22 protein-coding genes are annotated in these 21,703 nt (G+C 35.1%); all 22 read left to right on the top strand.

The window, feature by feature from the left end; translation table 11 throughout:
- The first annotated feature begins 135 nt into the window (after positions 1-135).
- The 22 genes from AC5YGI_RS18705 to AC5YGI_RS18600 all read left to right on the top strand — a co-directional run bounded on the left by AC5YGI_RS18705 (position 136) and on the right by AC5YGI_RS18600 (position 21,612).
- A complete protein-coding gene (locus AC5YGI_RS18705) occupies positions 136-870 on the top strand; it encodes a sensor histidine kinase (protein ID WP_446105573.1) in 735 nt (244 codons plus the stop codon).
- On the top strand, positions 867-1,514 hold the full coding sequence (locus AC5YGI_RS18700) for a response regulator (protein ID WP_496169227.1): 648 nt from the start codon (positions 867-869) through the stop codon (positions 1,512-1,514). Before AC5YGI_RS18705 ends, AC5YGI_RS18700 begins: the two co-directional genes overlap by 4 nt.
- Positions 1,515-1,609: 95 nt before the next feature.
- A complete protein-coding gene (locus AC5YGI_RS18695) occupies positions 1,610-2,185 on the top strand; it encodes a Crp/Fnr family transcriptional regulator (protein WP_446105574.1) in 576 nt (191 codons plus the stop codon).
- A 64-nt stretch (positions 2,186-2,249) separates the two neighbouring features.
- Positions 2,250-3,260, top strand: a complete 1,011-nt coding sequence (locus tag AC5YGI_RS18690) for an NAD-dependent epimerase/dehydratase family protein (RefSeq protein ID WP_496169226.1) — start codon at positions 2,250-2,252, stop codon at positions 3,258-3,260.
- Between the two features lie 230 nt (positions 3,261-3,490).
- A complete protein-coding gene (locus tag AC5YGI_RS18685; protein WP_496169224.1) occupies positions 3,491-4,126 on the top strand; it encodes a peroxiredoxin in 636 nt (211 codons plus the stop codon).
- Between the two features lie 55 nt (positions 4,127-4,181).
- Positions 4,182-4,904, top strand: a complete 723-nt coding sequence (locus AC5YGI_RS18680; protein WP_496169222.1) for a carbonic anhydrase family protein — start codon at positions 4,182-4,184, stop codon at positions 4,902-4,904.
- A gap of 1,648 nt (positions 4,905-6,552) precedes the next feature.
- Complete coding sequence (locus tag AC5YGI_RS18675; RefSeq protein WP_496169220.1) at positions 6,553-7,533, top strand: hypothetical protein; 981 nt, start codon at positions 6,553-6,555, stop codon at positions 7,531-7,533.
- Positions 7,534-8,392: 859 nt separating this feature from the next.
- Positions 8,393-8,641 (top strand): hypothetical protein, encoded by a 249-nt coding sequence (locus AC5YGI_RS18670; protein ID WP_454511894.1) that lies wholly within the window; start codon positions 8,393-8,395, stop codon positions 8,639-8,641.
- A 205-nt stretch (positions 8,642-8,846) separates the two neighbouring features.
- Positions 8,847-9,107: a hypothetical protein gene (locus tag AC5YGI_RS18665; RefSeq protein WP_496169219.1), complete on the top strand. Its 261-nt coding sequence runs from the start codon at positions 8,847-8,849 to the stop codon at positions 9,105-9,107.
- 48 nt (positions 9,108-9,155) lie between these two features.
- Entirely contained in the window at positions 9,156-9,845 is a 690-nt protein-coding gene (locus AC5YGI_RS18660) for a hypothetical protein (protein WP_330746741.1), read from the top strand.
- A 381-nt stretch (positions 9,846-10,226) separates the two neighbouring features.
- A complete protein-coding gene (locus AC5YGI_RS18655; protein WP_330746740.1) occupies positions 10,227-11,915 on the top strand; it encodes a type IV secretory system conjugative DNA transfer family protein in 1,689 nt (562 codons plus the stop codon).
- A gap of 133 nt (positions 11,916-12,048) precedes the next feature.
- The gene (locus tag AC5YGI_RS18650; RefSeq protein WP_330746739.1) at positions 12,049-12,456 is read left to right on the top strand and encodes a M23 family metallopeptidase; all 408 of its coding nucleotides are present in this window, start codon (positions 12,049-12,051) and stop codon (positions 12,454-12,456) included.
- A 4-nt stretch (positions 12,457-12,460) separates the two neighbouring features.
- A complete protein-coding gene (traM, locus tag AC5YGI_RS18645; RefSeq protein ID WP_496169218.1) occupies positions 12,461-13,633 on the top strand; it encodes a conjugative transposon protein TraM in 1,173 nt (390 codons plus the stop codon).
- A 45-nt stretch (positions 13,634-13,678) separates the two neighbouring features.
- On the top strand, positions 13,679-16,036 hold the full coding sequence (locus AC5YGI_RS18640; RefSeq protein ID WP_496169217.1) for a TraG family conjugative transposon ATPase: 2,358 nt from the start codon (positions 13,679-13,681) through the stop codon (positions 16,034-16,036).
- Positions 16,033-16,893, top strand: a complete 861-nt coding sequence (locus AC5YGI_RS18635) for a DUF4138 domain-containing protein (RefSeq protein ID WP_496169216.1) — start codon at positions 16,033-16,035, stop codon at positions 16,891-16,893. The genes AC5YGI_RS18640 and AC5YGI_RS18635 overlap by 4 nt, the downstream gene beginning before the upstream one ends.
- Before the next feature lie 21 nt (positions 16,894-16,914).
- On the top strand, positions 16,915-17,412 hold the full coding sequence (locus AC5YGI_RS18630) for a hypothetical protein (protein ID WP_496169214.1): 498 nt from the start codon (positions 16,915-16,917) through the stop codon (positions 17,410-17,412).
- 46 nt (positions 17,413-17,458) lie between these two features.
- Positions 17,459-18,046, top strand: a complete 588-nt coding sequence (locus AC5YGI_RS18625) for a hypothetical protein (protein ID WP_330746733.1) — start codon at positions 17,459-17,461, stop codon at positions 18,044-18,046.
- A 28-nt stretch (positions 18,047-18,074) separates the two neighbouring features.
- Positions 18,075-18,629 (top strand): hypothetical protein, encoded by a 555-nt coding sequence (locus AC5YGI_RS18620; protein WP_330746732.1) that lies wholly within the window; start codon positions 18,075-18,077, stop codon positions 18,627-18,629.
- A 20-nt stretch (positions 18,630-18,649) separates the two neighbouring features.
- Positions 18,650-19,210, top strand: a complete 561-nt coding sequence (locus tag AC5YGI_RS18615) for a hypothetical protein (RefSeq protein ID WP_446105588.1) — start codon at positions 18,650-18,652, stop codon at positions 19,208-19,210.
- Positions 19,197-19,775, top strand: a complete 579-nt coding sequence (locus tag AC5YGI_RS18610) for a hypothetical protein (RefSeq protein ID WP_496169213.1) — start codon at positions 19,197-19,199, stop codon at positions 19,773-19,775. The genes AC5YGI_RS18615 and AC5YGI_RS18610 overlap by 14 nt, the downstream gene beginning before the upstream one ends.
- 56 nt (positions 19,776-19,831) lie before the next feature.
- On the top strand, positions 19,832-20,662 hold the full coding sequence (locus tag AC5YGI_RS18605) for a hypothetical protein (RefSeq protein ID WP_330746729.1): 831 nt from the start codon (positions 19,832-19,834) through the stop codon (positions 20,660-20,662).
- A 92-nt stretch (positions 20,663-20,754) separates the two neighbouring features.
- Positions 20,755-21,612 (top strand): EboA domain-containing protein, encoded by an 858-nt coding sequence (locus AC5YGI_RS18600; RefSeq protein WP_330746728.1) that lies wholly within the window; start codon positions 20,755-20,757, stop codon positions 21,610-21,612.
- Positions 21,613-21,703: the final 91 nt, after the last annotated feature.

Below are 21,703 nucleotides of genomic sequence, written 5' to 3'. Positions count from 1 at the left end.
TGATATTTTTTATAACTTGCCAGCTCCTGAAAGAAAGGTCTGGACTATATGTTTTTATCAGTATTTAAACAACATAACTCTTTCTGCCTTCTTTCAAAAATAATTCAAACAGCTTCTAACCGTGATACTGAATTTATGAATGATTTGATCAACGAACTACAATTAAAAATCGAAAGACTTGAAAACGAAATCAATTTCAAGAACGGACTGATTTCGATATTGTCTCATGACTCAAAAGAACTGTTTGGAACCTTTCTGTGGCTTATCGAAGAGCTGGAGCAAAAGACCATAAGTGAGGAAGATTTTTTTAAGTTATTGCCGCAGATAAAACGTGATGCCCGGAAGAATCTGCAAACGATTCAGGATAGTGTTAGCTGGCTAAAAACACAGTACGGGGAATTTAAGATTAAACCCGTTACAATTATGGTGACGGATCTCTTTCACTATTTGGAAGAAAAATACGCTGCTCAATTAAAAGAAAAAAACATCAATTTTTACTTTAAAGGAGATCATCATGCATTTCTTACGAGCGATCGCGTGTTACTCGAATATGTTTTGGACAAAATTTTCAACAATGCGGTAAAATATTCCTTTCCGGGGCAAGATATTTATTTACAGGAAAGTACAGAAGATGATCAGGTTGTACTTTCTGTAATTGATTCCGGAACGGGAATAAATGAAAAGTATTTGCCTGCGATCTACACTCATGGTAATCCTGTATTTCTGGGAACTGCTGGCGAGAAAGGAGTGGGATTAAGTTTGAAAATTGTAAAAAATTTTATATCCTTGCTTAAAGGAAACATCCAGATCATTTCCACTGAAAATAAAGGTACCACGGTTTCTCTTTTTTTACGTAAATTTATAGAATGATGGGTTCAAAAGTAAACATTCGCATTGTTGTAGCAGACGATCATGGTATCGTCCGGATGGGTTTGATACAGACGATTAAACGACTCCTGCCTGATGCTATAATTTCAGAGGTAGAGGATTATAAATCGCTCTACAAATTAATTCTGAAAGAAGAATTCGATCTGGCCATTATGGACGTTAATATGCCTAATGGTACTGTTCAGGAAGCAATAGATTATATAAAAATTCATCAGCCTGAATTAAAAATTCTGATATTTTCTTCACAGGATGAAGAGCTGTATGGGATGCGTTATCTGAAAATGGGAGCTGGTGGCTATCTAAGCAAGCTGAGCTCCACTGAAGTCATTGAGACTGCTTTAGCGGCGATGCTTAATAAAGGCCGATATATCAGTGATAATATAAAGGAATCGATTTTTTTAGAATCGTTAAACGGCACGGCAAAAAATTCCCCCTTTGAAGCCCTCTCAGACCGCGAATTGCAAATTGCCAATAAGCTTGCGGAAGGCCTTCCCCTCAAAGAAATTTCTAATCAGCTGAATCTCCATTCATCGACGATCAGTACATACAAAGTCAGGTTGTTTGAGAAGCTGAAAATACGATCCATACCCGAATTGGTGGAAATTCTCCGACTGTATAATCAGTAAAAATGCTATCACAAAAGAACACCATCTTGTTTGGAAAGTTGCCAATTTCAGATGATAATGGATTTTAATCCGGAAGTTTATATTTTTGTAATGCTATGCATAATCAGCTGAACCAACTTATTTCAAAAAATGTAAAACTCTCAGATTCAGAAAGAGAGCTGTGTAATCGGTATTTTGAACCTGTATTATATCCAAAAAACAGAATAATCGAGGAAGAAGAAAAAATACCGCAGTACCTGTATTTTGTGGTTTCAGGTTTCGTCCGGCTGTTTCATTACAATGATAAAGGAGATGAGATAACCACCCATATCAACTGTCCTCCCGGTTTCATTACATCGTATACCAACTTTGTCAATCAGAATAAATCTGAAGAAAATCTCGAGTGCATTACCGAATGTGAGCTTTTACGCATTACAAAGGCTGATCTCGATCTGCTTATCCAGCAGAGTCCTGCATTTAAAGATTTCAGTTTTTTGGTATTTCAGCAATCGTTGTCCTACAATGAAAAACGGGCAAAGGATCTTGCAACATTGACCGCTGAAAAGCGTTATTTAAAGTTGATAACGGAAAATCCTGAAATTCTGCATAATGTCCCGATGCAGTATATCGCTTCTTTTTTAGGGATGAATCCAAAAAGTTTGAGCCGTATCCGCAAGCAGATTATTAGGTAACATTTGTGAAGTGATTTTGAATGAGCAAAACTGAAATTTGCACTATCATTTAAAATCAAAAGATATGACAAGCAAAAACTTAGTATTGGTATCAGGTGCGAACGGTCATCTGGGCAATAATCTGGTAAGATTACTAATAAAAGAAGGATTTCATGTAAGGGCATCCGTTCGCAGTATCCAAAATAAAGAATATTTCAAGGATCTGAACTGTGAAGTAGTTCAGGCTGACATTACGGACAAAGTTTCCTTTGTTAAGGCTCTTCAGGGGGTTCATACATTTTATGCTGTAGGTGCAGCATTTAAATTGTGGGCTAAAGATCCAAAAAAGGAAATCTACGATGTCAATATGAACGGAACCCGAAATACGATTGAAGCTGCTGCAGAAGCGGGCGTGAAAAGAATCGTGTATGTAAGTTCCATTGCAGCTTTGGATTATACTCATCTTCCTGCTAAAGAAAGTAACGGGTATAATCCTGACCGCCGGGATATGTATTATAATTCGAAAAACGATGGCGAAAAACTGGCTTTTCAACTCGCTGAGGAATTAGGAATAGAACTGGTGTCTGTAATGCCGGGAGCAATGATAGGAGGCGAAGCTTTTCTTCCTTTGAATGTGTCCTATGGTGTACTGAAGTTAATTTTAAATAAACAAATACCAATGGACACCAAAATAACCCTTAATTGGGTAGATGTAAAGGATGTTGCCGAAGGATGTTACCTTGCAGCTCAGAAAGGACGTTCAGGGGAACGGTATATCTTAGCGAATGAAAAATGCATGACTATTACCAACACTACCAGATTGGCTCAAAAGCTTTATCCGGAACTGAAAATCAAAGTGCCGGGTTCTGTTCCTAAATTTATTCTCTATACCATTGCCGGATTCATGGAACTTTCAGCTAAAATAAGTGGAAAACCTCCTGTATTAACCACAAAGGATATTGCTATGTTTTCAGGACTACAACAGAATTTTGATATTTCCAAAGCCAGAAATGAATTGGGTTTTAATCCGAAAAATCCTGAACAGGCCGTAAGAGAAGCTTTGTCCTATCTGATGGAGCATAAAAATTTGCTGTAATCACCAGTCCCGATGAGGTTTATTTTGATTATACCTTCAAATTTTTGTCTTTAATAATACAAGCGAGACAGGGATTAATATTTACATTATTATAGTGTAATATCTACAAGCCAAATTATTTAATCCATCCGTTTATAGATAGTTTTGCAAATAATTCAAAACAATAATAAAATATCTGCAGAACTTACTTTGCGATAGAAATAACAGGATAAATTAAAATAAAAATAATTATGTCACTTAGATTAGGAGATACCGCACCAAATTTTCAGGCCGATTCGTCTGCCGGCAAAATAGATTTCTATAATTACCTTGGGAATTCATGGGGAATTTTATTTTCTCATCCTGCAGATTATACACCTGTATGTACTACGGAGCTGGGAATGACAGCAAAGCTGCAAACTGAATTTGATAACCGCAATACCAAAGTTCTTGCATTAAGTGTTGATAGGGTAGAAGATCATCAGAATTGGATAAATGACATTAATGAAACCCAAATGACTTGCGTTCAGTTTCCGATCATTGCTGATGATGATCTTGCCATTTCAAAGCTTTATGATTTTATTCACCCAAAAGCATCCACTACAGCAACAGTTCGTTCTTTATTAATCATTGACCCCCATAAAACAATTCGTTTAATGATTACTTATCCGGCATCTACAGGACGGAATTTTGATGAAATAATACGTGTTTTAGACTCCTTGCAGTTGGTGGATACACATACTATAGCCACTCCTGTTAATTGGAAAGCTGGTGATGATGTCATTATTCCTCCCGGTATTGCTACAGAAGATGCAAGAAAATTATATCCGAAAGGTGTTAAAGAAATCAAACCTTATTTAAGATATACACCGCATCCTGATAAATAAGATGTCCTTCTGAAGGTAACCGGGTTTAAAGAGAATGTAAAAAACACATCTGATAATGAATAAGAAAAGAAATATTTTATTAAGTCTGTTACTCTGTGGATTGGCGGTTTCATGCAAAAAGGCAGAGAATAGAGAAAGCCCGTCAAAGTCTTCTCCTCAAATCATAACAAAAGAACAGCAGGATAAATTAACAGGTGAAGAGGTTCTGAAAGATTTTATGGAGGGCAATAAAAGATTCCGGGAGGGAACGGTAACGGTAAGAAATCATACAAAACGCACAAGAACGCTTGTAAATGGGCAGTCTCCCAAAGCTGTCGTTATAAGTTGTTCAGATAATCGTGTTCCCGTGGAGGATATTTTTGATCAGGGGCTGGGAGATATTTTTGTTGAAAGTGTGGCAGGAAATTTTGTAGATGAAGATGTATTGGGAAGTACTGAGTATGCCTGTGCGGTAGCGGGTGCCAAACTTATCATGGTAATGGGCCATCAACATTGTGGAGTGGTAAAAGCAGCAATTGACAATGTCAGGTTTGGTAATATTACAGCAACACTTTACAGAATAAGACCAGCGGTCAATATAAGTCTGAGTTTTACAGGAATGAAAAACTCAAGGAACAATGAATTTGTTAAGTTCGTTTCTGAGAATAATGTAAGAATAGCACTCAGTGAAATACGAAAAAAAAGTCCGATCCTTAAGGAAATGGAGGATAATGGAAAGATTAAAATTGTTGGAACATTGTATAGCCCTGCAGATGGAATATTACAGTTGGTAAAATAATTCAGACTGTTAATTTATTTCGAATTCATCCATACTCAAAAATGTCAGGCCTGAAATAAGTTGGTATACAATTAAGCAATATCAGATCCGGAGAAAAAAATCTCCGGATTTTTTATTTCTGGAGTTTCAGTTTTTATGACAGTTTGATACGATGATTATTGCTATTGTCACGGTACATTTTGGAAATGGTTTTGATGCAGGAGATAATGGTTTTGAAATTCCTCTATATTATATTCTGATGCTCCTTACTTTTTTTTCTTTTGGTGCTGGAAAATACAGCTTGGATCAATTTCTAAAACTCAACAAGATTAAAAATTAATAAGGCAAGTCCTGGAAGAAAAGTTAATCAATCGTAATCGTAGGAGATGAAAAAAAAGCAGGTGTTCTGACACTTGCTTTTTTTATTGCCGTTTTTGACATATGGGTAGCTTCTCAGCCTGGTTCGTAATTCTCTGAAAAAAGGATATTTGTTGAAATATAAAAATCAGTTAAATAGGCCATGGGTTCATTTCATCTAAATATACCATTCCTGGTAAGGTTAGTTCAGTTACAGATTTTTTTGAAAATTAGTCTTAGACTATTTTGAACCCAAAGCACTATTTGGTGTGAAGAAAAATATTTATAATGAGTGATTTTTATAATGTAAATTTAGGAAAATTGTTATCATTGGAAGATGAAAACCAGTAGTTATAAAACTACATGGATGACATTATTTATTGTCTTTCTGTTTGTTTTTCATATACTTAATGATGAATAAGGCTGTATAATGTAAGCAGTTCATTGTTAGATTTTGTTTCCTGAAAAGACCATGCGGTAATTTTTTCTCATTATCAAAGTTGGTTTATCTTCCGTGACTCTTATCTTTTTTGACAAGATTCTTTCCGTTTCTGAAATTCCTTTTAAAAAGAATATGCAATACTTTCATTTTGATTGCCGTCATTTGTATGGGTCGTAATCGTTTTTCCTGCCAATTGTTATTGGTTCTGAGACTCGTCATCAAATAGGAAAAAAGAACAACGGATGCAGTTACAATTGCAATAGTAAGGTAAATCGTTCATAGTACCTATTTATTCCAGATCAATGGCATATTGTATAGTGGGCAAAAGTATTGATTAAACGACTGTAATACAGTTGATTAGTTGTGGTTATTATGCGGCCGGGATGAAAATATATGTGGTGGTTTTGTATATAGATTAAACTACTGCCGAATACTATAATAACATCAGTGATAGTGTATGCTTTTTTGCTTATTAGCACGATTAAAAACTACACGCGTTGCTGTTTATTCTTACGGTCTTATTTTTTTGTTAATTATCGAATTATGTAGTTTTACAGATTGTTAATACTTAATCAATTGATCTTTATAATTACATTTTGTGTAATGGATAATCTTCTTGCGATAGACCTTTTTAACCTAAGATCATGTCATTTTTTTTCAGTTTACCAACACGAATAAAAACTACATACATTACGGATTATTCTTACGGTATTAATTTTCAGTGGATTGTAACACCTCCTAATTTTGCAAATGATAATAGTTACACAATAGCGGGGATTTTAATGACACGTTGCGCAATAGATGATCTGCTTAAAATAAATGTATTGGGGGCTATTTTAAATAATCAGTGTCAATAAATAAGTATAAAAAATGAAAACAAAAACAAATGTCTTTTTAGACTTCGATAATACACAATTTGATGGCCATCTTCATAATACTATGATGAGATATACAAATAAGTATCAAGACAATGATATTCCTGGATTGACAAAAGGGCAGTTAATGGACGAGCTTATGGGTAAAGCCCCCATTACACCAAGTTCTAAGTGGGCGGTACAGACTGCATTGATGAATGCTAGAAATGATGCTAAAGAAACAAATGAAAAACTTAAAGCAGAAGGAAAACCTGCAAAACCTGAACATACATTTGATTTTTTTGAAGGACAGAGCCTGAATAAACTTGTTAAAGAACGTAAAGAGCAAGGTGTTGATGTTGCTATATTAACAGCCTCTATGTTTCCGGGTGCAATTAAGGCAATAAATGAAATAAAGGGCTTAACTCAGTTAAACGATATTCCAATGATTGTTGTTCCTATCGCTAGTGGTGGGACTGTCAAGGAAAATAAGCTTAAAATGGCTCAGGATAAGAATAAAGAAATACAAAAATATGAAAGAGCACAAAGAGCAAGTATTGAAGGGTTGATTGATGTTAAAAATATTTTTGTTGATGACAGTAAGGAAAATATTGAAGTATTTACCAAAAGTAGAAATCCGAATAGTACCGGGATGTTAGCAACGAAAGGGCTTAATAAGGAACTTATGGAAAAGCTTAACAATGCGATAGAAAAAGCGCTTGAGCAGCAAGCGGCGATATCTAAGCAACGTGATAAGGAAAACGCATCATATGTACAAGATGATATATATGCAAATGTGAATCAAGATATATATGCAAATGCAAGTCAATTTAAATCGAGTAAAAATGATCTTTCAAAGTTTACAGAAACACAGAATGCACCTGCGCTACCACCAAGACTTTCTCCTAAATCAGCACCAAAACTTCCTCCTAAAACTCTTAAAGCCGAGGCTAACGTTGCTCCTGCGCTTCCTCCTAAATCACCAAAACTGCGTTAAAAGCACAAGCAAAAAAATGTACTATAGATCAGGTACTTCTGGATTTAAAAATAGTATTTCTATATGATCATTAATTTGTTGCATACTCAAAGGATTCACAGCAGGACGGTAAAAAGCCGGATGGAAAGAGACGATGAAGTTGTATGCCGCTGTTTGATCTGAGGTTTTATAATTGTTAAGACATTTAGTATTCATCAATATAGGTTGGGTATGAGCAGGCTGATAAAAATTGTATCCGGTTTGTAATTGGCCTGCCATCCTTTATGATCAGAACAGATTTTCCATAAGTGAATTTTTTGTAATGATAAAGATTTTTTTAGATTAAAATAAACACAAATTATATGGAATATAAGACTCCAAAAACATTAGAAAGGACTCCTTTAGTCTTTGGTTATCCCGTTATCACCGCTATGATCGTTGTTATATGTCTGATGTTGTTCCTTTTTATTGTATTTAAAAAGGTACTGGTATCATTAGTGTTTTTAGTAATTCCTATCCTCTATTTATACATCATAAAAAAGTACCCCAGGAAAGGGGAGTTTAAAGAATTTTTTTTTGATTTTAAGATGGGAGTACAATGCATCAGATTTGATGAGAAATTAGAAAATCTGATCAGTATCAATTCAAAGGAAAATAGAGAATCAAAAAAAGTAACTGAATCAGTCTGAACTATCAGAAGAGTTTTGACAGACTGATATAATTCTGCAGGATGATGGTAAAAAACAGGGAACCATTTTTCAGCAGATATTCGGGTTACAGATAAAAATAAACAAATAAAATTAAAATTTAGTTTTAAAATAGAGCAGAAATGAAAAATTTGAAATTTAATAAAAGGAGCCTGATCGCATTGTTATTACCAATGAGTAGTTTATTATACTCCCAGGGAGGCGGCGGTGCTGGAGCAATTGATGCAAAAATTAATGGATGGACAAACACTCTTAAAACTTCATTGAATGCAGGTGTGGCAGCTTTTGCTGTGGTGGGTGCTTTCCTGATCTTTGTTCAGTACATGCAGGGTAACGAACAGGCCCAAAAGAATTTTGTCCGCTTTGTGATAGGGTTAGCTATTTTTGGCCTGGTTGATGTCATTACTCATGTATTCATCTAGCATATAGCACTTTTCAACCGGTATTAGATTTAAGCTATACGCTATTTAATATAGCTTAAATCTAATTGGCACTCCTTACTTCTGCAGGAATTGAATAGGTAACGCATACACTTATTCAATACTATCCCTTTTACAATTTTTCTGAAATTTTGTTTGTGGCTGATATTCTAATCTTATGCCCATTAAGAACGTATTTACTTAAACTATGGAATTTAAATCATTTGTTGAACCTTCAAATACTGAAGAAGAAAGGTTGAAGTCCGCTTCAGCAGAAGCTGGAAAAAATGCAGTGCCTGTTGGATTTCACTTATTTAATACCGATGCTATGTCGTGTGTGAAATGTAAAAGCGGGCAGAATGTTAAGGTGGCTAATATTGCTCCTCTGTCAGAAAATAACGATGAAAATCAGTATCCCTTATGTGAAAATTGCAGAAAAGCTTCTTTTAAAGTTAAAATATTCAGATAAAATGCTTCTCTTTTATCTCTATCATCATTTATCAATATTAAAATACCAATGGATTTAAAAAAATTACGTGAAATTCCTTCTACTTACTCTTTAGTTAAAAAAGCATTATTTCTTAGCTTCTCTATTACAATTATAGCTATTATTTCCAGCTCGGTCTGGGCTGTTTACGTGAGTAAAGTTTTTACTAAAAAGATCTATGTAATTACTGAAAAGGGACAGGCTGCCATTGCAAACTCTATGAATAATGATCAGGACTACGAAAATTACAGACTGCCTGAGATCAAGAACCAGATTAAAGTGTTTCACAGGTTATTTTTTGGATACGATCAGTTCAGTTATGATAAAAATATCAATGAGGCCCTCTATCTGATTGGAAACTCAGGAAAGCAATTGTATTTATCTCTTAAGGCCAACGGGCATTTTGCGAGGATACAATCGCAGAACCTGGTTCAAAAACTGGAAATAGATTCTATAAAAGTTAACGATAAAGAATATCCTTATCATGCATCTGTTTATGGAAAGCTCAGCGTCTCCAGAGTTGATCAGAATGTGAGTACAAAAAATCTGTTTTATTCATCATTCGATTTATATAATGTAGCAAGAACTGAAAATAATCCTCATGGTTTACTTATAGAAAATTATTTATTCAAAAGTAAAGGCCTTGAAAATGCTTCCGTTAACGATGGTGGCAATGGGGTAAAGACGGAGGCCGCTGATAATGAAGAAGATTCCCAATAGGAAGAGGATCAGTGATACACTTTTGTATTATAAAATCTTTGGATTGATAAGTATTGATGATAATCTGGAATTTCAGCAACGGGATTCTGTTATAATTTGTATGTAATGAAAAACGATAAATATTCTTTAGATATATTAATTATATTTTCCTTTCTAGTAAGTATACTGTTTATTTTAGTAGATATTTATTATTCGAAATATATATATATAGTTGAGAAAGGACTGGGCAACGAATATATCAATATATTCATTATAAAGCTATTTAAAACTTTCCCGCTTATTAAGAATCCTTTATTATTACGAACAGTAAGTCTGGCCATTGTTTCCTTTTGTAGTTTTGGGTTTGAAGTAAAGAGAGAAGTGGGAGAAAATTCTTCTTTTATGAAGAATATTATCATAGTAGGATCATCTCTTATCATTTTCTTAAGTATATCGGTTGTGAAGATTGAAATAATCTCTTATACCATCATATCTTTTGTTTCTTACATTGTTTATATCGTTGGTTTTTTAAAATTCAGAAAATACTTCAATTTTTATGATAAGAAGGATGAGTTTAATGATAAAAATCAAATCTTTGAACAAGAGAAAGTCGTTAAGAAAAATCCTTATTCTGTAAATTTTAAAACAGAAAACGGGGTAATTAATGTGGTGAATCCTTTCAGAGCCACGATGGTTCTCGGAACTCCGGGATCAGGAAAGTCTTACTCTGTAGTTGAAGAATATATACGACAGCATATTCAGAAGCAATTTTCGATGATGGTGTATGATTTCAAATTTCCTGCACTGGCCAAAGAAACATTTGCTTTTTATGAATATTACAAAGAACAATATAAAATTGAACCGCGGTTTTGTGTGGTTTCTTTGGATGATCTGGAGAAATCTAATTTTGTGAATCCTCTGGATCCTCAATTGATCAGAAAAGCAGCAGATGCCATCGAAGCATCACAAACCATCCTGTTTAATCTGAATAAAGAATGGATTACGGAAAAAGATTTCTTTGCACAATCAGCGATTTCGTATTTCGCGGCCTGTATTTATTTCCTGAGAATTTATGAAGACGGGAAATTCTGTACGCTGCCTCATGCCATATCTTTAGCTTCGCTGCCGGATGAAAAAGTATTCAAAGTTTTTGGTCAGTACTCAGAACTGAGATTCTTTATGACTCCCTTTGCAGATGCTTTAGCCAAGCAGGCTTACGAGCAGCTTTCTGGTCAGACAGCGTCTGCGAGGATACCGCTGTCTCAGTTGGCAACCAAGGAATTATTCTGGGTAATGGGTAATAATGTTTTTCCTGAAGAGAATATTTCATTAAGTATCAACAATCCGGAAAGTCCATGCATATTAATTATTGCTAATTCACCAAGTACCCAGACAACCAATTCTCCTGCTTTAGGGCTTGTGGTTACCCAGCTTCTGAAAGAAATTAATCAGCAGGGAAGACAACCTTGTTCCGTGATCCTGGATGAGCTTCCCACCATGTACTTTATGGGATTGGATAACCTGATTGCTACTGCGAGATCCAACAAAGTTTCAACAACCATAGGAATGCAGGATCTTGAACAGCTGAAGCGTGATTATGGTGATAAAGTAGCTGAAACAATATTTAATATCGTAGGTAATATTTTTAGTGGTTCAGTACGAAGTGAAACGGCAAGCAAGCTTCAGGAAATATTCGGAAAGAAAAAGCAAAAATTAAAAAATGTAACCATTGATACGAATAATTCATATTCTATTAATGAGAATTTAGAATATGCCATTCCCGTATCTGCGATATCCCAGCTTTCTCAGGGAGAATTTGTAGGAGTGGTTGCTGATAATTTCGGAGAAGAAATTAACCGGAAGATTTTCAGAGGAAAAATAAAAGTAGAGAAGCGTACAGATCAGATAAAGAATAAGATACCAACCATTATAGAAGGAGAAATGATCAATGAAGTTCTCAATGGGAATTTTGAAAGAATTGTAAAAGAGGTTGATATTCTTATTGAAAACGAATTGTATAGAATTTCCCAGGAGGAAAATGCTGATATGGGTGGTGAACTGTCGTCACAAGTGGAAACACAAGAGAATTGATTTTTTTAACTGAGAAAACATACAATGATGATAACACCTTATGTATACATTACTTAGTAAAAAGAATAGGATACTTCCTGTGTGTTTTATCTTTTTTATAGTATTTCCTTACCAGAGATTAAAATCACAAAAGATGATTCCGCCGGTTGAATCCTATCATAAAACTGTTTCATCGCATTATGGGTACAGAAAGCATCCTGTTGACGGAGTATTTAAAAAGCATCATGGAGTTGACTTTTCCGTACCTCAGGGAACTGCTGTATTTTCTACCTATTACGGGATCGTTTTAAGTTCAATGTACGAAAGAGGATATGGCAATACCATCTTAATAGATAACGAGGGAGGCTTCAGAACCCGATATGGACATTTAATGACCCTGTTTGTTGGGAAGGGTGAATTGGTAAAGCCCGGACAGTTGATAGGGTTAAGTGGAAATACAGGACATTCCACTGGTCCCCATCTCCATTACGAAATAATAATTGAAGGTAAAAAAATTAACCCTTTATTATTTCTGAATATCATGTGTAATAATAGTTTATAAAAATATGTTTGCAAATCTTGACAAGAAAAAAAAGATCATTATTGGGGTTGTTTTTGTGGCTGCATTAGGTACTCTTACTTTGATGATGAGCCTGATCCTGTTCCCAAAAATAAAGGAGTCTGATGATAAGTTGATTGTAACTCCTAATGTAGATGAGAAACAGCTTGAAGAAAAATCAAAATTAGAAATTTATAATCAGGATGAAAGAGATCTAAAAAAGTACTTTTCAAAAGACGGAAAGTATGGTATAGATACAGAACTGCCTGAAGATGAAAAATTATTGCAGGAACAGTTTCAGAATTTTAGCGGCAAAACGGAAGAAAATGATTATGCCAAAAGGCAGGAAAGCTATATGAAAGCTTTATCCAACATCTCTTCACCGGGAAGAAGCTACTCTTCCGGTTCCGGGTATAGCTCAGGATATGGCTCCGACTATGCATCTGGTTCTGAAAACAGCCTTAACAAAATATTTGCGCTGCAGGATAAGATCCGTGCAGGATTAACGGAAGGGGCTGCCTCCCGTAATGCTCTGGATTCCGGTGATATTCCCAAAAACAGGGAAAGTAAAAAGGAGCTGGTTAAAAACGATGTTCGGGATCAAAAGAATTTTTTCCAGGGAACAACAGCCGGAAATAACAAGAAAATTTTACAGCTGATTCCTTCAGAAACTATAGAGCAGAAGAGGATATTAGATAAAAATATCATTCCTATAAGAATAAAAGAAGATATGAGGCTTACAGATGTCCCGGGCGGACTGCTAATTCCAAAGAATTCAATTATCTATGGAAGAATATCCTTAGGGGAAGACCGGATTAATATTGATATTGAAAGTTATAAAAAAGATAATGTTCTGTTCCAGTTAAACTTTAGCGTTTATGACTATGACGGAAGACAGGGTATTCAGGTGAATAATCATTCGTGGCTTAAAATCCCTTCAACAGTATCGAAGGATGTTTTTGATTATGCCATTCAAAGAGGAACCAATGCCGGCGGTTCTATTTTAGGTGGTGGTACCAATACCGGGATAGATTTAAAGGAGGCTAAAAACCTGGCCATTTTATCAGCAGGAAAAGAAATAAGCAAAGAAGTTTTTGAGAAAAGGAGAGTGTTCTTACCTAAAAAATACCAGTTATGGATCAATATAAGATCCTCAAATAATGGCTCTGGTTTTAATTAGAGCGTTCTTATTGTAGAAGTAAAATACAAATTATTTCCTAAGATTATGAAAGATATAGATATCAAAAAGGCTTTTAACATATTAGCGGTAGACAATGATTTGTTAATTAGTAAAAAAGGAGATGTCGGCTTAGTGTATAAAGTGATGCTCCCTCAGATATATTCGCTTGATAGTGACCAGATTGAGCAGATCAGTGTTATTTTTGACAAAGTAATCAGATCTTTACCCGCCGGAACAATATTGCAGAAACAGGATTTCTTTTTTGTAGACTCTATCAAAGAGCAGGTGTCGGACAGCCCTAATTTTTTATCAGCAAGTGATAACAGGTTTTTCCATGAAAAGCCAACAATGAGCCACGAGTGTTATCTCACCATCATAAAGGACTCCAAAAGTAAAGTAAGCATACTTAATAATTCCAGCCAGTATAATAAATATTTAGATGGAATAGATGATTTTATCAAGGCTGTAGAATCAAGTCTCTCATTTTTAACGAAAGAAGGTTTTTTTGCAGTAGAAAGGTTGAATAATAATCAGATTATAGCGCTGTTAGGAAAATATTTGTCTCTTTCGAAAGAAGGAGAGACCAATCTGAGGGACATGTTTTTTGATAAGAACTTACAGGTAGGAAATAAATTCGCAGAACTGTATACTATCTCTTCCAATAATCAGCTTCCTATTACCATTAACAGTACCATCAAAAGTATTGAATATTCTACCCCAAAAACCGATTTCAGAATTCCTTTTATACAGCCGGTATCTACAGGGCTGGATGTAAACCATATCTACAACCAGGTGATTTTTATTGAAGATTCCGAAAAAGTTTTTTCTTCCCTGAAGACCAAAATGAATCAGTTTAAAAGTATGGCGATCCTTTCAAGAGAAAATCAGGTTACTTATTCTCAGGTGGAAGATCTTGTAGAAGATGTACTGGAAAGAGAACTGACGTTTGTTTATCAGCATTTCAGTGTAATCGTCTGGAATGTTTCGCAAAAGAAACTGGAACATGATGTAAACTTACTGGAAAACGCCTTCAGAGATCTGGGAATTACACCTTATCAGGTGAAGTATGCGCTCAATGAATTATATATGAACAATTGTCCCGGAGCGCCAGCCTATATTTCGGAGAATCATAAATTTATCGGGATATCCGAGCAGACTTCCTCATTGCTGAATTTTGAATCCTATTACGAAAGCAATAAAGATGGAATTCTTTTCTGTGACCGTAAAAACGGATCTCCGTTACGTCTTGACTTATGGGACGAGCCCGTTAAAAAAGGAATCATCGTGAACCGAAACAGATTGATTTTCGGACCTTCCGGAACCGGAAAATCATTTTTGATCAATCACATTGCGAGTCAGTATTATGAGCAGGGCCACCATATCGTGATGATAGATATCGGAAACTCCTATAAAAAGTTATGTGAACTGGTGGAAGGAGTTTACTTTACCTATGACTTAAACTCACCTTTACAGTTTAATCCTTTCTATTACTATGATGAAGATGAAATTAATATAGATAAGAAAACGTTTCTCCTGTCACTGATCTTTTTCTTATGGAAAGGAGAAGAAGGAGCTTCAAGAGAAGAAAAACAGATATTGTCCACCTATCTGGATCTTTATTACGAGCATGTCGTTAAAAATGATGTTTTTCCTAGTATGTCTACTTTCTATGAGTTTATCTCAGAAAATTCGGCTGTTGAAGAAGAATCAACTTATTTTGACAAGGTCAGCTTTAAACTCTCACTTAGAGATTTTTACGACGGACATTATAAAGATATACTCAATGCAGCAGAACCAGCCAATCTGATTCACGAGCGTTTTATTGTATTTGAAATGGACAATATCAAAGATCACCCGACATTGTTCCCTTTAGTTACCATGTTGTGTATTAATCTGGTGATGACTAAGATACAAAAGATCCCGGGAGTAAAAAAATCAATATTTATAGACGAGTGCTGGAAGCCTATTTCCAAAGGAGAGATGGCAGAGTTTATCAAGTATTTATACAAGACCGTTCGTAAATTTTATGGAGAAGTAGCCATTGCAACCCAGGATCTGGAAGATATCCTGGATACAGCTGCCGGACCTGCCATGGTGAATAATACAGATACCCTGATTATGCTTTCCCATAAAAAGAAAATGGCATCCAAAGATAAGTTTTCCAAATATTTGTCACTGAGTGAATCTGATCTTCAAAAGCTTTATTCTACAGATAAAGGTGAGGTGTATGTTAAAGTAGGAAGTATGTCTAATGTATATAAAGTAAAAGTATCTCCCGAAAGATATGCCTGTTATTCTTCCAATGCTGATGAAAACAAAGTAATCCGCGGAATATACGAAGCCAAAGGAAACATGTCGGTGGCTATTAATGATTTTATTGATTTAAATTCTCAAAAGAAATGAAAAAACACGTTATATTATTTATTCTATTTTTTATATGTTCTCAGGTCTCTTTTGCCCAGGAAATACTGGAACCTTTATCTCAGCGCCAGGCCATTGACGTTTCAGATGTGAAAACCACACACATTATTTTTGATGAAAAAATAAAATATGTGGATGTGGGATCTGCTTATTTCGTTGCAGATACCATTGGGAATATGCTCAAATTAAAGCATACCGGTGAAGAGTTGGAAGACTTAAAGAGCCGGCAGGCGAACCTTACCGTGATTAATGGTAAAGGAAGCTATTATTCTATTGATATGGAATATAACAGAAATCCGGATATCACAACGTATAAAGCGATTGAAACCATTACCACAATAGATTATTTTGCAAAGGAAAATATTTACAAAATTGAAAAGGAAGAAAGGACAGCACAAGATCTTCAGGAATTGTGTATGCTTTCTGAAAGTGCGCCTTCCACAGTAAAAATTAAAGATACTCAAGATGGATTGAACCTTACTTTAAACGGAATCTATTACAGGAACTTTCAGAATAAAATTGTCTTGCGCGTAGAAATTTATAATACGTCTAAAATCACGTTGGATATAGACCAGATTCTTTTCAGATCAAAACTTAAGAAAAATAATGCTGCGAAGAAAGATTATGTCTATCAGGAAAGAATACTGACGCCTGTAAAATCCTGTGGAGAGCAGCGAAATATTAAACTGGGGGAAACAAGGGTTCTGACCTTCATCTTTGACAAATTTACATTGAATGAAGATGAGATACTGAGCCTGGAAGTAGGAGAGCATGCCGGTGGCAGAAGCGTCAATATCCGTATTCCCAGAAAGAAACTTCTATTTCCCGAGTATATATAAAGATATTTAACGTATTCAGTTATGAAATACCTGATTCTGCTATTGCTGTTTTTTTCATTACAATATAAAGGACAGTTGCCATACATTGATCCCATAGGTCTGGGGGTAAGGTATTTAGAAAATAATGCCACTGATGACTATGAAAAAGCGACCAAAAAAAGCCGGGATGAACTGCTTAAAATTGAGGCCATCAATGAAGTCGAAAATGCGGCCAGGACTACCATTTCTAAAAAAGACCTCATCAACTTTTCTAAGTACTCCAAGGTTTGCAATCCTTATTTTAATCCCATTAAGAAAAGCAAGTGCAGAAAGAAACTGGCATATATTAAAGCTGCGAACAGCATATTGGAAGATGCCTTTATAGCTGGAGTAGGGATAAAGATCAACCGCGGAAACAGGGAAAAGCTGGATGCAGGATTTATGAGTACTTTAAATTTTCTGATTCAGGAGCTGGAAGAGATGAAATATGAAGCAGAACAAAGTAATTTATTCTACAGGTTAGGCCTGATACCCAAATAATATCAAATATTTACACCTATATCATAAATTTTAACAACACAGTATTATGAGAGTATTAACCATTTTGTGTTTTTTTACATTTCAGCTGTTTTCAGCTCAGTTTGTACATTTTGCTATCCATTTGAATAATACCGATTCAGATACAAGGAAAAAGCTTAAAGAAATTGCTGGACATACCGCGGCAAGAGCTATACAGCTAAAGCTGCAAAATAATTACCTGGAAGAAATGATTAAGAATGATGAAGAATTTTTAGAAAGGAATTATAAAAAGTCAGCTCAATTTGATAAACAAAATAGTACGATTAAATCTGTAAAGACCGGAATTTTAGGGATAGGACCTGTACTATTGAACCAGTTTAAAACACTTCCTTATATAACCAATGTTAAGAAAGATTATTTACAATCGTTAGCATTAAATAAAGCTGCGCTTCTTTCTATCCAGAATGTGGATGCCTCAAAAATAAAGGCCGCCGAAAGACAGGAAATTTACAGAATCCGGGATCAGTTGGTAAGAGTATATTCTAAAAATGACAAGGAAGTTATTGGAGTGATGGCTTTGCCTGCTTTGGTACTTCTGGTACAAAGTCATCCGGATCTTATCAAATTCATCAAGAAGCTTGAGATTATATTCTAGTTTTTATCAAATATAAATTTATTTCAATATGTACAGGTTTCTGATAGTACTGTTATTATTTGCTTCAATAAGAGCTTATTCTCAGCCTTTTGCCAATAATCCTATTGGTCCGATTTCAGACGTCCCGTCTAATATTGGCTCAGTTGGGATTATTATAGAAAAATATGCTTTGAAGGGAAGGGAAGAAACAACAGAGAAAAGAACTGAAGATTTTTTAAAAGAGTATAGAAAAAGACTTCCATATTATGTTGGTATTACCTGGCTGTTTACGGTAAATAGTATTATCAATAATGTCCAGGACAGATCCCTAAAACTCAGACAGGATAATGAAAAGCTTTCTTTCCTGTATTATTCAAAAAAGAAAGAAAATAAGGTGTATCTGCAGTCAGCAGACAGCCAGATTGAGAATATGTCTGCCAATTTCTTAAATGGTGAAAAAGCGGTCATTTTGGGAGAAAAATTTAACCTGTATGAAGACCTGAGAACATCGTTGTCTGCGATTAACCGGCAGCTTGATAGGGTAGAAGATAATATCAAGGAGAGTACGTTGAAGAGGAAAATAGTCCGGCAGTTTACTAAATAGTTAATCTAAATTTTTAAGTCATGAATATACTGTATATTAATTTCAAATCATTCAGTGGTAAGGTATTTCTCGTAGGGGTATTCTTATTATCTGTATTTCCCAAAGCTCAGCTTGTGACGATTGATATCCCTGTACCCTGGGCTGCTAATGATGTTCTGTCAAAGAAGTATTACAAAGATATGGCCTCAGCCCACAGAAAGCTAAATTTGATATATGCCGTAGGAAAAACGGGTATTCTGAAAAGGACAAAAGATATTTATATAGAACCTAATCAGGAACTTACCCGGATATCATCTGGTTTAACTTCAAAGAAAGACGATATACTGAAATTTTTATCCGGAACAAGTTATGATTATATAAAAGATAAATATCCGATCGTGGCAGTTTCCCCGCTTTCGAGTGGTAAACTTTCCAATGCTTTGGTAAGAAGAAGATTCAAGAAGAAATTTGATGCCGAGAAAAAAAATATTACCAATTATCTGGATACCAGCAACTATATTCCCGAAGGAGAAAGACTGCGTTTCATTCAGCAGGCCTTAGATAAAGTAATAAGAGTAACACTGGAAGATGAAACATATTAAACCAATATCCGCATTGCTGCTTCTTTTTAGCATTGGTTTTTTTAAGGCACAGACATATGCCTTTGATATTAAGGATAAAACCGTTGCTATAACCAAAACGGGAATTATTGCAGGATTAGCAGCAGAAATTATTTTAAAAGACCAACAGAATGAGTTGTTTGAAAAGCTCATCAAGCTGGAAAAAGAGATTGATGACAAAAAGAGCATCAAAAGTGTACAAAGCCTTGCGCTTGCTGCTGCTTCTATAGCTACGATTGAAACAACCAAAACAGATATAAAAGATCTCAGAAAGGTGATCAGTATCATTAAATACAATCCGTTATTTATTAAACATTCCCTCGGAAAGAAATCTGAAGAACTGGCCATTGAAAACAGATATTTAGAGGAAGCTGAAAGTGACTATAAAGGATATCTGGCATCAGGACTTCTCTCCGGAGGTTTAGGGCAGTTTTATACTGTTTTTGGAAAACTTTTAACAAGGATTTTGAAAATCAGAGCCACTGTTTTGTCTATAAAGAAAGACCTCCAATCCCTGTCGGTAATCAATAAGGTCTTAATTAAATAATTTCTAATAAGATTAGCAAAATATAAAAATCAGTGATGATTAAAAATATAAAGTAAATGACAATAAATCAAGTTCTAAATGACTATAGGAAAATTCTTAAAACCAATTTTGACCTATTTATTACTGAGTCGAGACCGTATGTTCTTCTCATAGCTGTTACATTTACCTTTGTTTATGTTGGGTATAAAGTAATGAAAGCCATGTCGGATCCGGATGAAAAGATTGGACGGGAAACGCTTTTAAGACCCATTCTTACTCTCATGGTGATTACATTATACATTCCTTTGGTCAAATTGTTATTATTTGATACCGTGGATATTTTATCAGATATAGTAAAACATGGGGCTTATAAAGTGACAGGGCGTAGTCCTGCTGAGTTTGAAAACCTCTTTCAAAAGGGAATATCACATGTGCAGTCAAAAGGAGCAGATGGAAATGGGGTGTATGATGTATTGCAGGTCAATCCTTTTTTAGAATTTTTCCATATTCTTGTTTATCTTGTTGCTTCTTGTGTTGGAGCCTATATATTATTGAGACAATTACTGATGATATTTGTCTATTATGTTTTAGGAATTTTTGTTTTACCGTTTTCACTTATTATATCTAATGAAAGAATTCTGAAGACATGGTTCTTTGGTTTCCTTTCTATCCTGCTGTGGGAGCCCATATTAACGATTTTGAAAGTGATGATTGTTCTTTTACCTATTGGAAGTACAGAATTTACTAATGTTCTCCTTTCTGTTGCTCTTCAGCTTGTAATGATATTTATGATATTAAAAGTTCCGCAATTCGCGAATCTTCTGGTAGATCCTGAATCTGGTAATAAATTTAGTAATAAGGCAGGTTCCGTTTTGAGAGGTTTACCAGGCAAAGTCTTTGGTAAATAAAAGGGAAAATATAAATCTGAAAGAAATGTATTTAGTTTTAATTGAAAGGTCAACGCATGATCCATTATATACAATCCAAAAGCACCACTGAGATGACAGAGAACGTTTTTAAAAATAATTCCAGCGAGCTAATATATTCACTGATCCAAACAAGGCTTTCAAAAAACCAGATGGATTGGATGAAAACGGTGATGCTATTTGAAAATGAAACTCTTTTCTTTCAGAACTTCAGACGGATTTCCCAGGTAATTCCATCCGTTTCACCAGAATGGAGTCCATCTGAAAAAATTACCCTTGAGCAGCTTTATCCGGGCCTTACCTCCGGCCGTTGGAACCTTCAGCAATTCTGCCAATGTTTATTGATGGTTTGTGTTCCTGAAGATCAGAATATAGCTATAGTAAAAAAGCTTACGCAGTCAGCAGATATCAGTGAACTGATTAGTATATACAAAGGAATTTTCTTCCTTGAAAATGCGTATGAGTTTGTACCACTCGTTGAAGAGGGCATCAGGACCAATATTACTTCTGTTTTTGATGCTATAGCTCTCTTAAATCCTTTTGCCGCCAGATACCTGTCTCAGCAATCCTGGAATCAGTTGGTTCTTAAAGCATTGTTGATGGGGCGCCCGCTTTACCAGATCATCAATCTGGATCTGCGTAAAAACGAACAGCTGGCTTTCATCACCACCGGATATATTCACGAAAGATGGTCTGAGAGAAAAACAGTATCCCCGGAGATATGGCGGTTGATGGAAGGATTTGTCAATAGAGAGATTACCTCAGATCTGCTGAAAGTGATCGAATCCGGTGATTCACTGTCAAAACACGCAGCCATCATTGTACTCAGAGAAAGTGCTTCCAACACGTGCAACAATATATTAAGACCTATAAATACCACTTTATGGAACTATATCGGAGAACAATATTACATCCAGAATAAAGAACTATAAAGATACGGATCAATCCAAATTCTTATCTGTTTTGCACAAGGCTTAAGCAGTAAAATTCCGGAAAAATTTGAGTGTTCAAAGCTCAAATTTT

The organism is Chryseobacterium sp. CS3K3.1 (assembly GCF_059515165.1).
This window is presented reverse-complemented; position numbering and strand designations above follow the sequence as displayed.

Excerpts from the sequence above, each read along its gene's own strand:
- AC5YGI_RS18705 (WP_446105573.1), top strand. The coding sequence starts at position 136 with ATGAATGATTTGATCAACGAACTACAATTAAAAATCGAAAGACTTGAA.
- AC5YGI_RS18700 (WP_496169227.1), top strand. The coding sequence starts at position 867 with ATGATGGGTTCAAAAGTAAACATTCGCATTGTTGTAGCAGACGATCAT.
- AC5YGI_RS18695 (WP_446105574.1), top strand. The coding sequence starts at position 1,610 with ATGCATAATCAGCTGAACCAACTTATTTCAAAAAATGTAAAACTCTCA.
- AC5YGI_RS18690 (WP_496169226.1), top strand. The coding sequence starts at position 2,250 with ATGACAAGCAAAAACTTAGTATTGGTATCAGGTGCGAACGGTCATCTG.
- AC5YGI_RS18685 (WP_496169224.1), top strand. The coding sequence starts at position 3,491 with ATGTCACTTAGATTAGGAGATACCGCACCAAATTTTCAGGCCGATTCG.
- AC5YGI_RS18680 (WP_496169222.1), top strand. The coding sequence starts at position 4,182 with ATGAATAAGAAAAGAAATATTTTATTAAGTCTGTTACTCTGTGGATTG.
- AC5YGI_RS18675 (WP_496169220.1), top strand. The coding sequence starts at position 6,553 with ATGAAAACAAAAACAAATGTCTTTTTAGACTTCGATAATACACAATTT.
- AC5YGI_RS18670 (WP_454511894.1), top strand. The coding sequence starts at position 8,393 with ATGAGTAGTTTATTATACTCCCAGGGAGGCGGCGGTGCTGGAGCAATT.
- AC5YGI_RS18665 (WP_496169219.1), top strand. The coding sequence starts at position 8,847 with ATGGAATTTAAATCATTTGTTGAACCTTCAAATACTGAAGAAGAAAGG.
- AC5YGI_RS18660 (WP_330746741.1), top strand. The coding sequence starts at position 9,156 with ATGGATTTAAAAAAATTACGTGAAATTCCTTCTACTTACTCTTTAGTT.
- AC5YGI_RS18655 (WP_330746740.1), top strand. The coding sequence starts at position 10,227 with ATGAAGAATATTATCATAGTAGGATCATCTCTTATCATTTTCTTAAGT.
- AC5YGI_RS18650 (WP_330746739.1), top strand. The coding sequence starts at position 12,049 with ATGATTCCGCCGGTTGAATCCTATCATAAAACTGTTTCATCGCATTAT.
- traM (WP_496169218.1), top strand. The coding sequence starts at position 12,461 with ATGTTTGCAAATCTTGACAAGAAAAAAAAGATCATTATTGGGGTTGTT.
- AC5YGI_RS18640 (WP_496169217.1), top strand. The coding sequence starts at position 13,679 with ATGAAAGATATAGATATCAAAAAGGCTTTTAACATATTAGCGGTAGAC.
- AC5YGI_RS18635 (WP_496169216.1), top strand. The coding sequence starts at position 16,033 with ATGAAAAAACACGTTATATTATTTATTCTATTTTTTATATGTTCTCAG.
- AC5YGI_RS18630 (WP_496169214.1), top strand. The coding sequence starts at position 16,915 with ATGAAATACCTGATTCTGCTATTGCTGTTTTTTTCATTACAATATAAA.
- AC5YGI_RS18625 (WP_330746733.1), top strand. The coding sequence starts at position 17,459 with ATGAGAGTATTAACCATTTTGTGTTTTTTTACATTTCAGCTGTTTTCA.
- AC5YGI_RS18620 (WP_330746732.1), top strand. The coding sequence starts at position 18,075 with ATGTACAGGTTTCTGATAGTACTGTTATTATTTGCTTCAATAAGAGCT.
- AC5YGI_RS18615 (WP_446105588.1), top strand. The coding sequence starts at position 18,650 with ATGAATATACTGTATATTAATTTCAAATCATTCAGTGGTAAGGTATTT.
- AC5YGI_RS18610 (WP_496169213.1), top strand. The coding sequence starts at position 19,197 with ATGAAACATATTAAACCAATATCCGCATTGCTGCTTCTTTTTAGCATT.
- AC5YGI_RS18605 (WP_330746729.1), top strand. The coding sequence starts at position 19,832 with ATGACAATAAATCAAGTTCTAAATGACTATAGGAAAATTCTTAAAACC.
- AC5YGI_RS18600 (WP_330746728.1), top strand. The coding sequence starts at position 20,755 with ATGACAGAGAACGTTTTTAAAAATAATTCCAGCGAGCTAATATATTCA.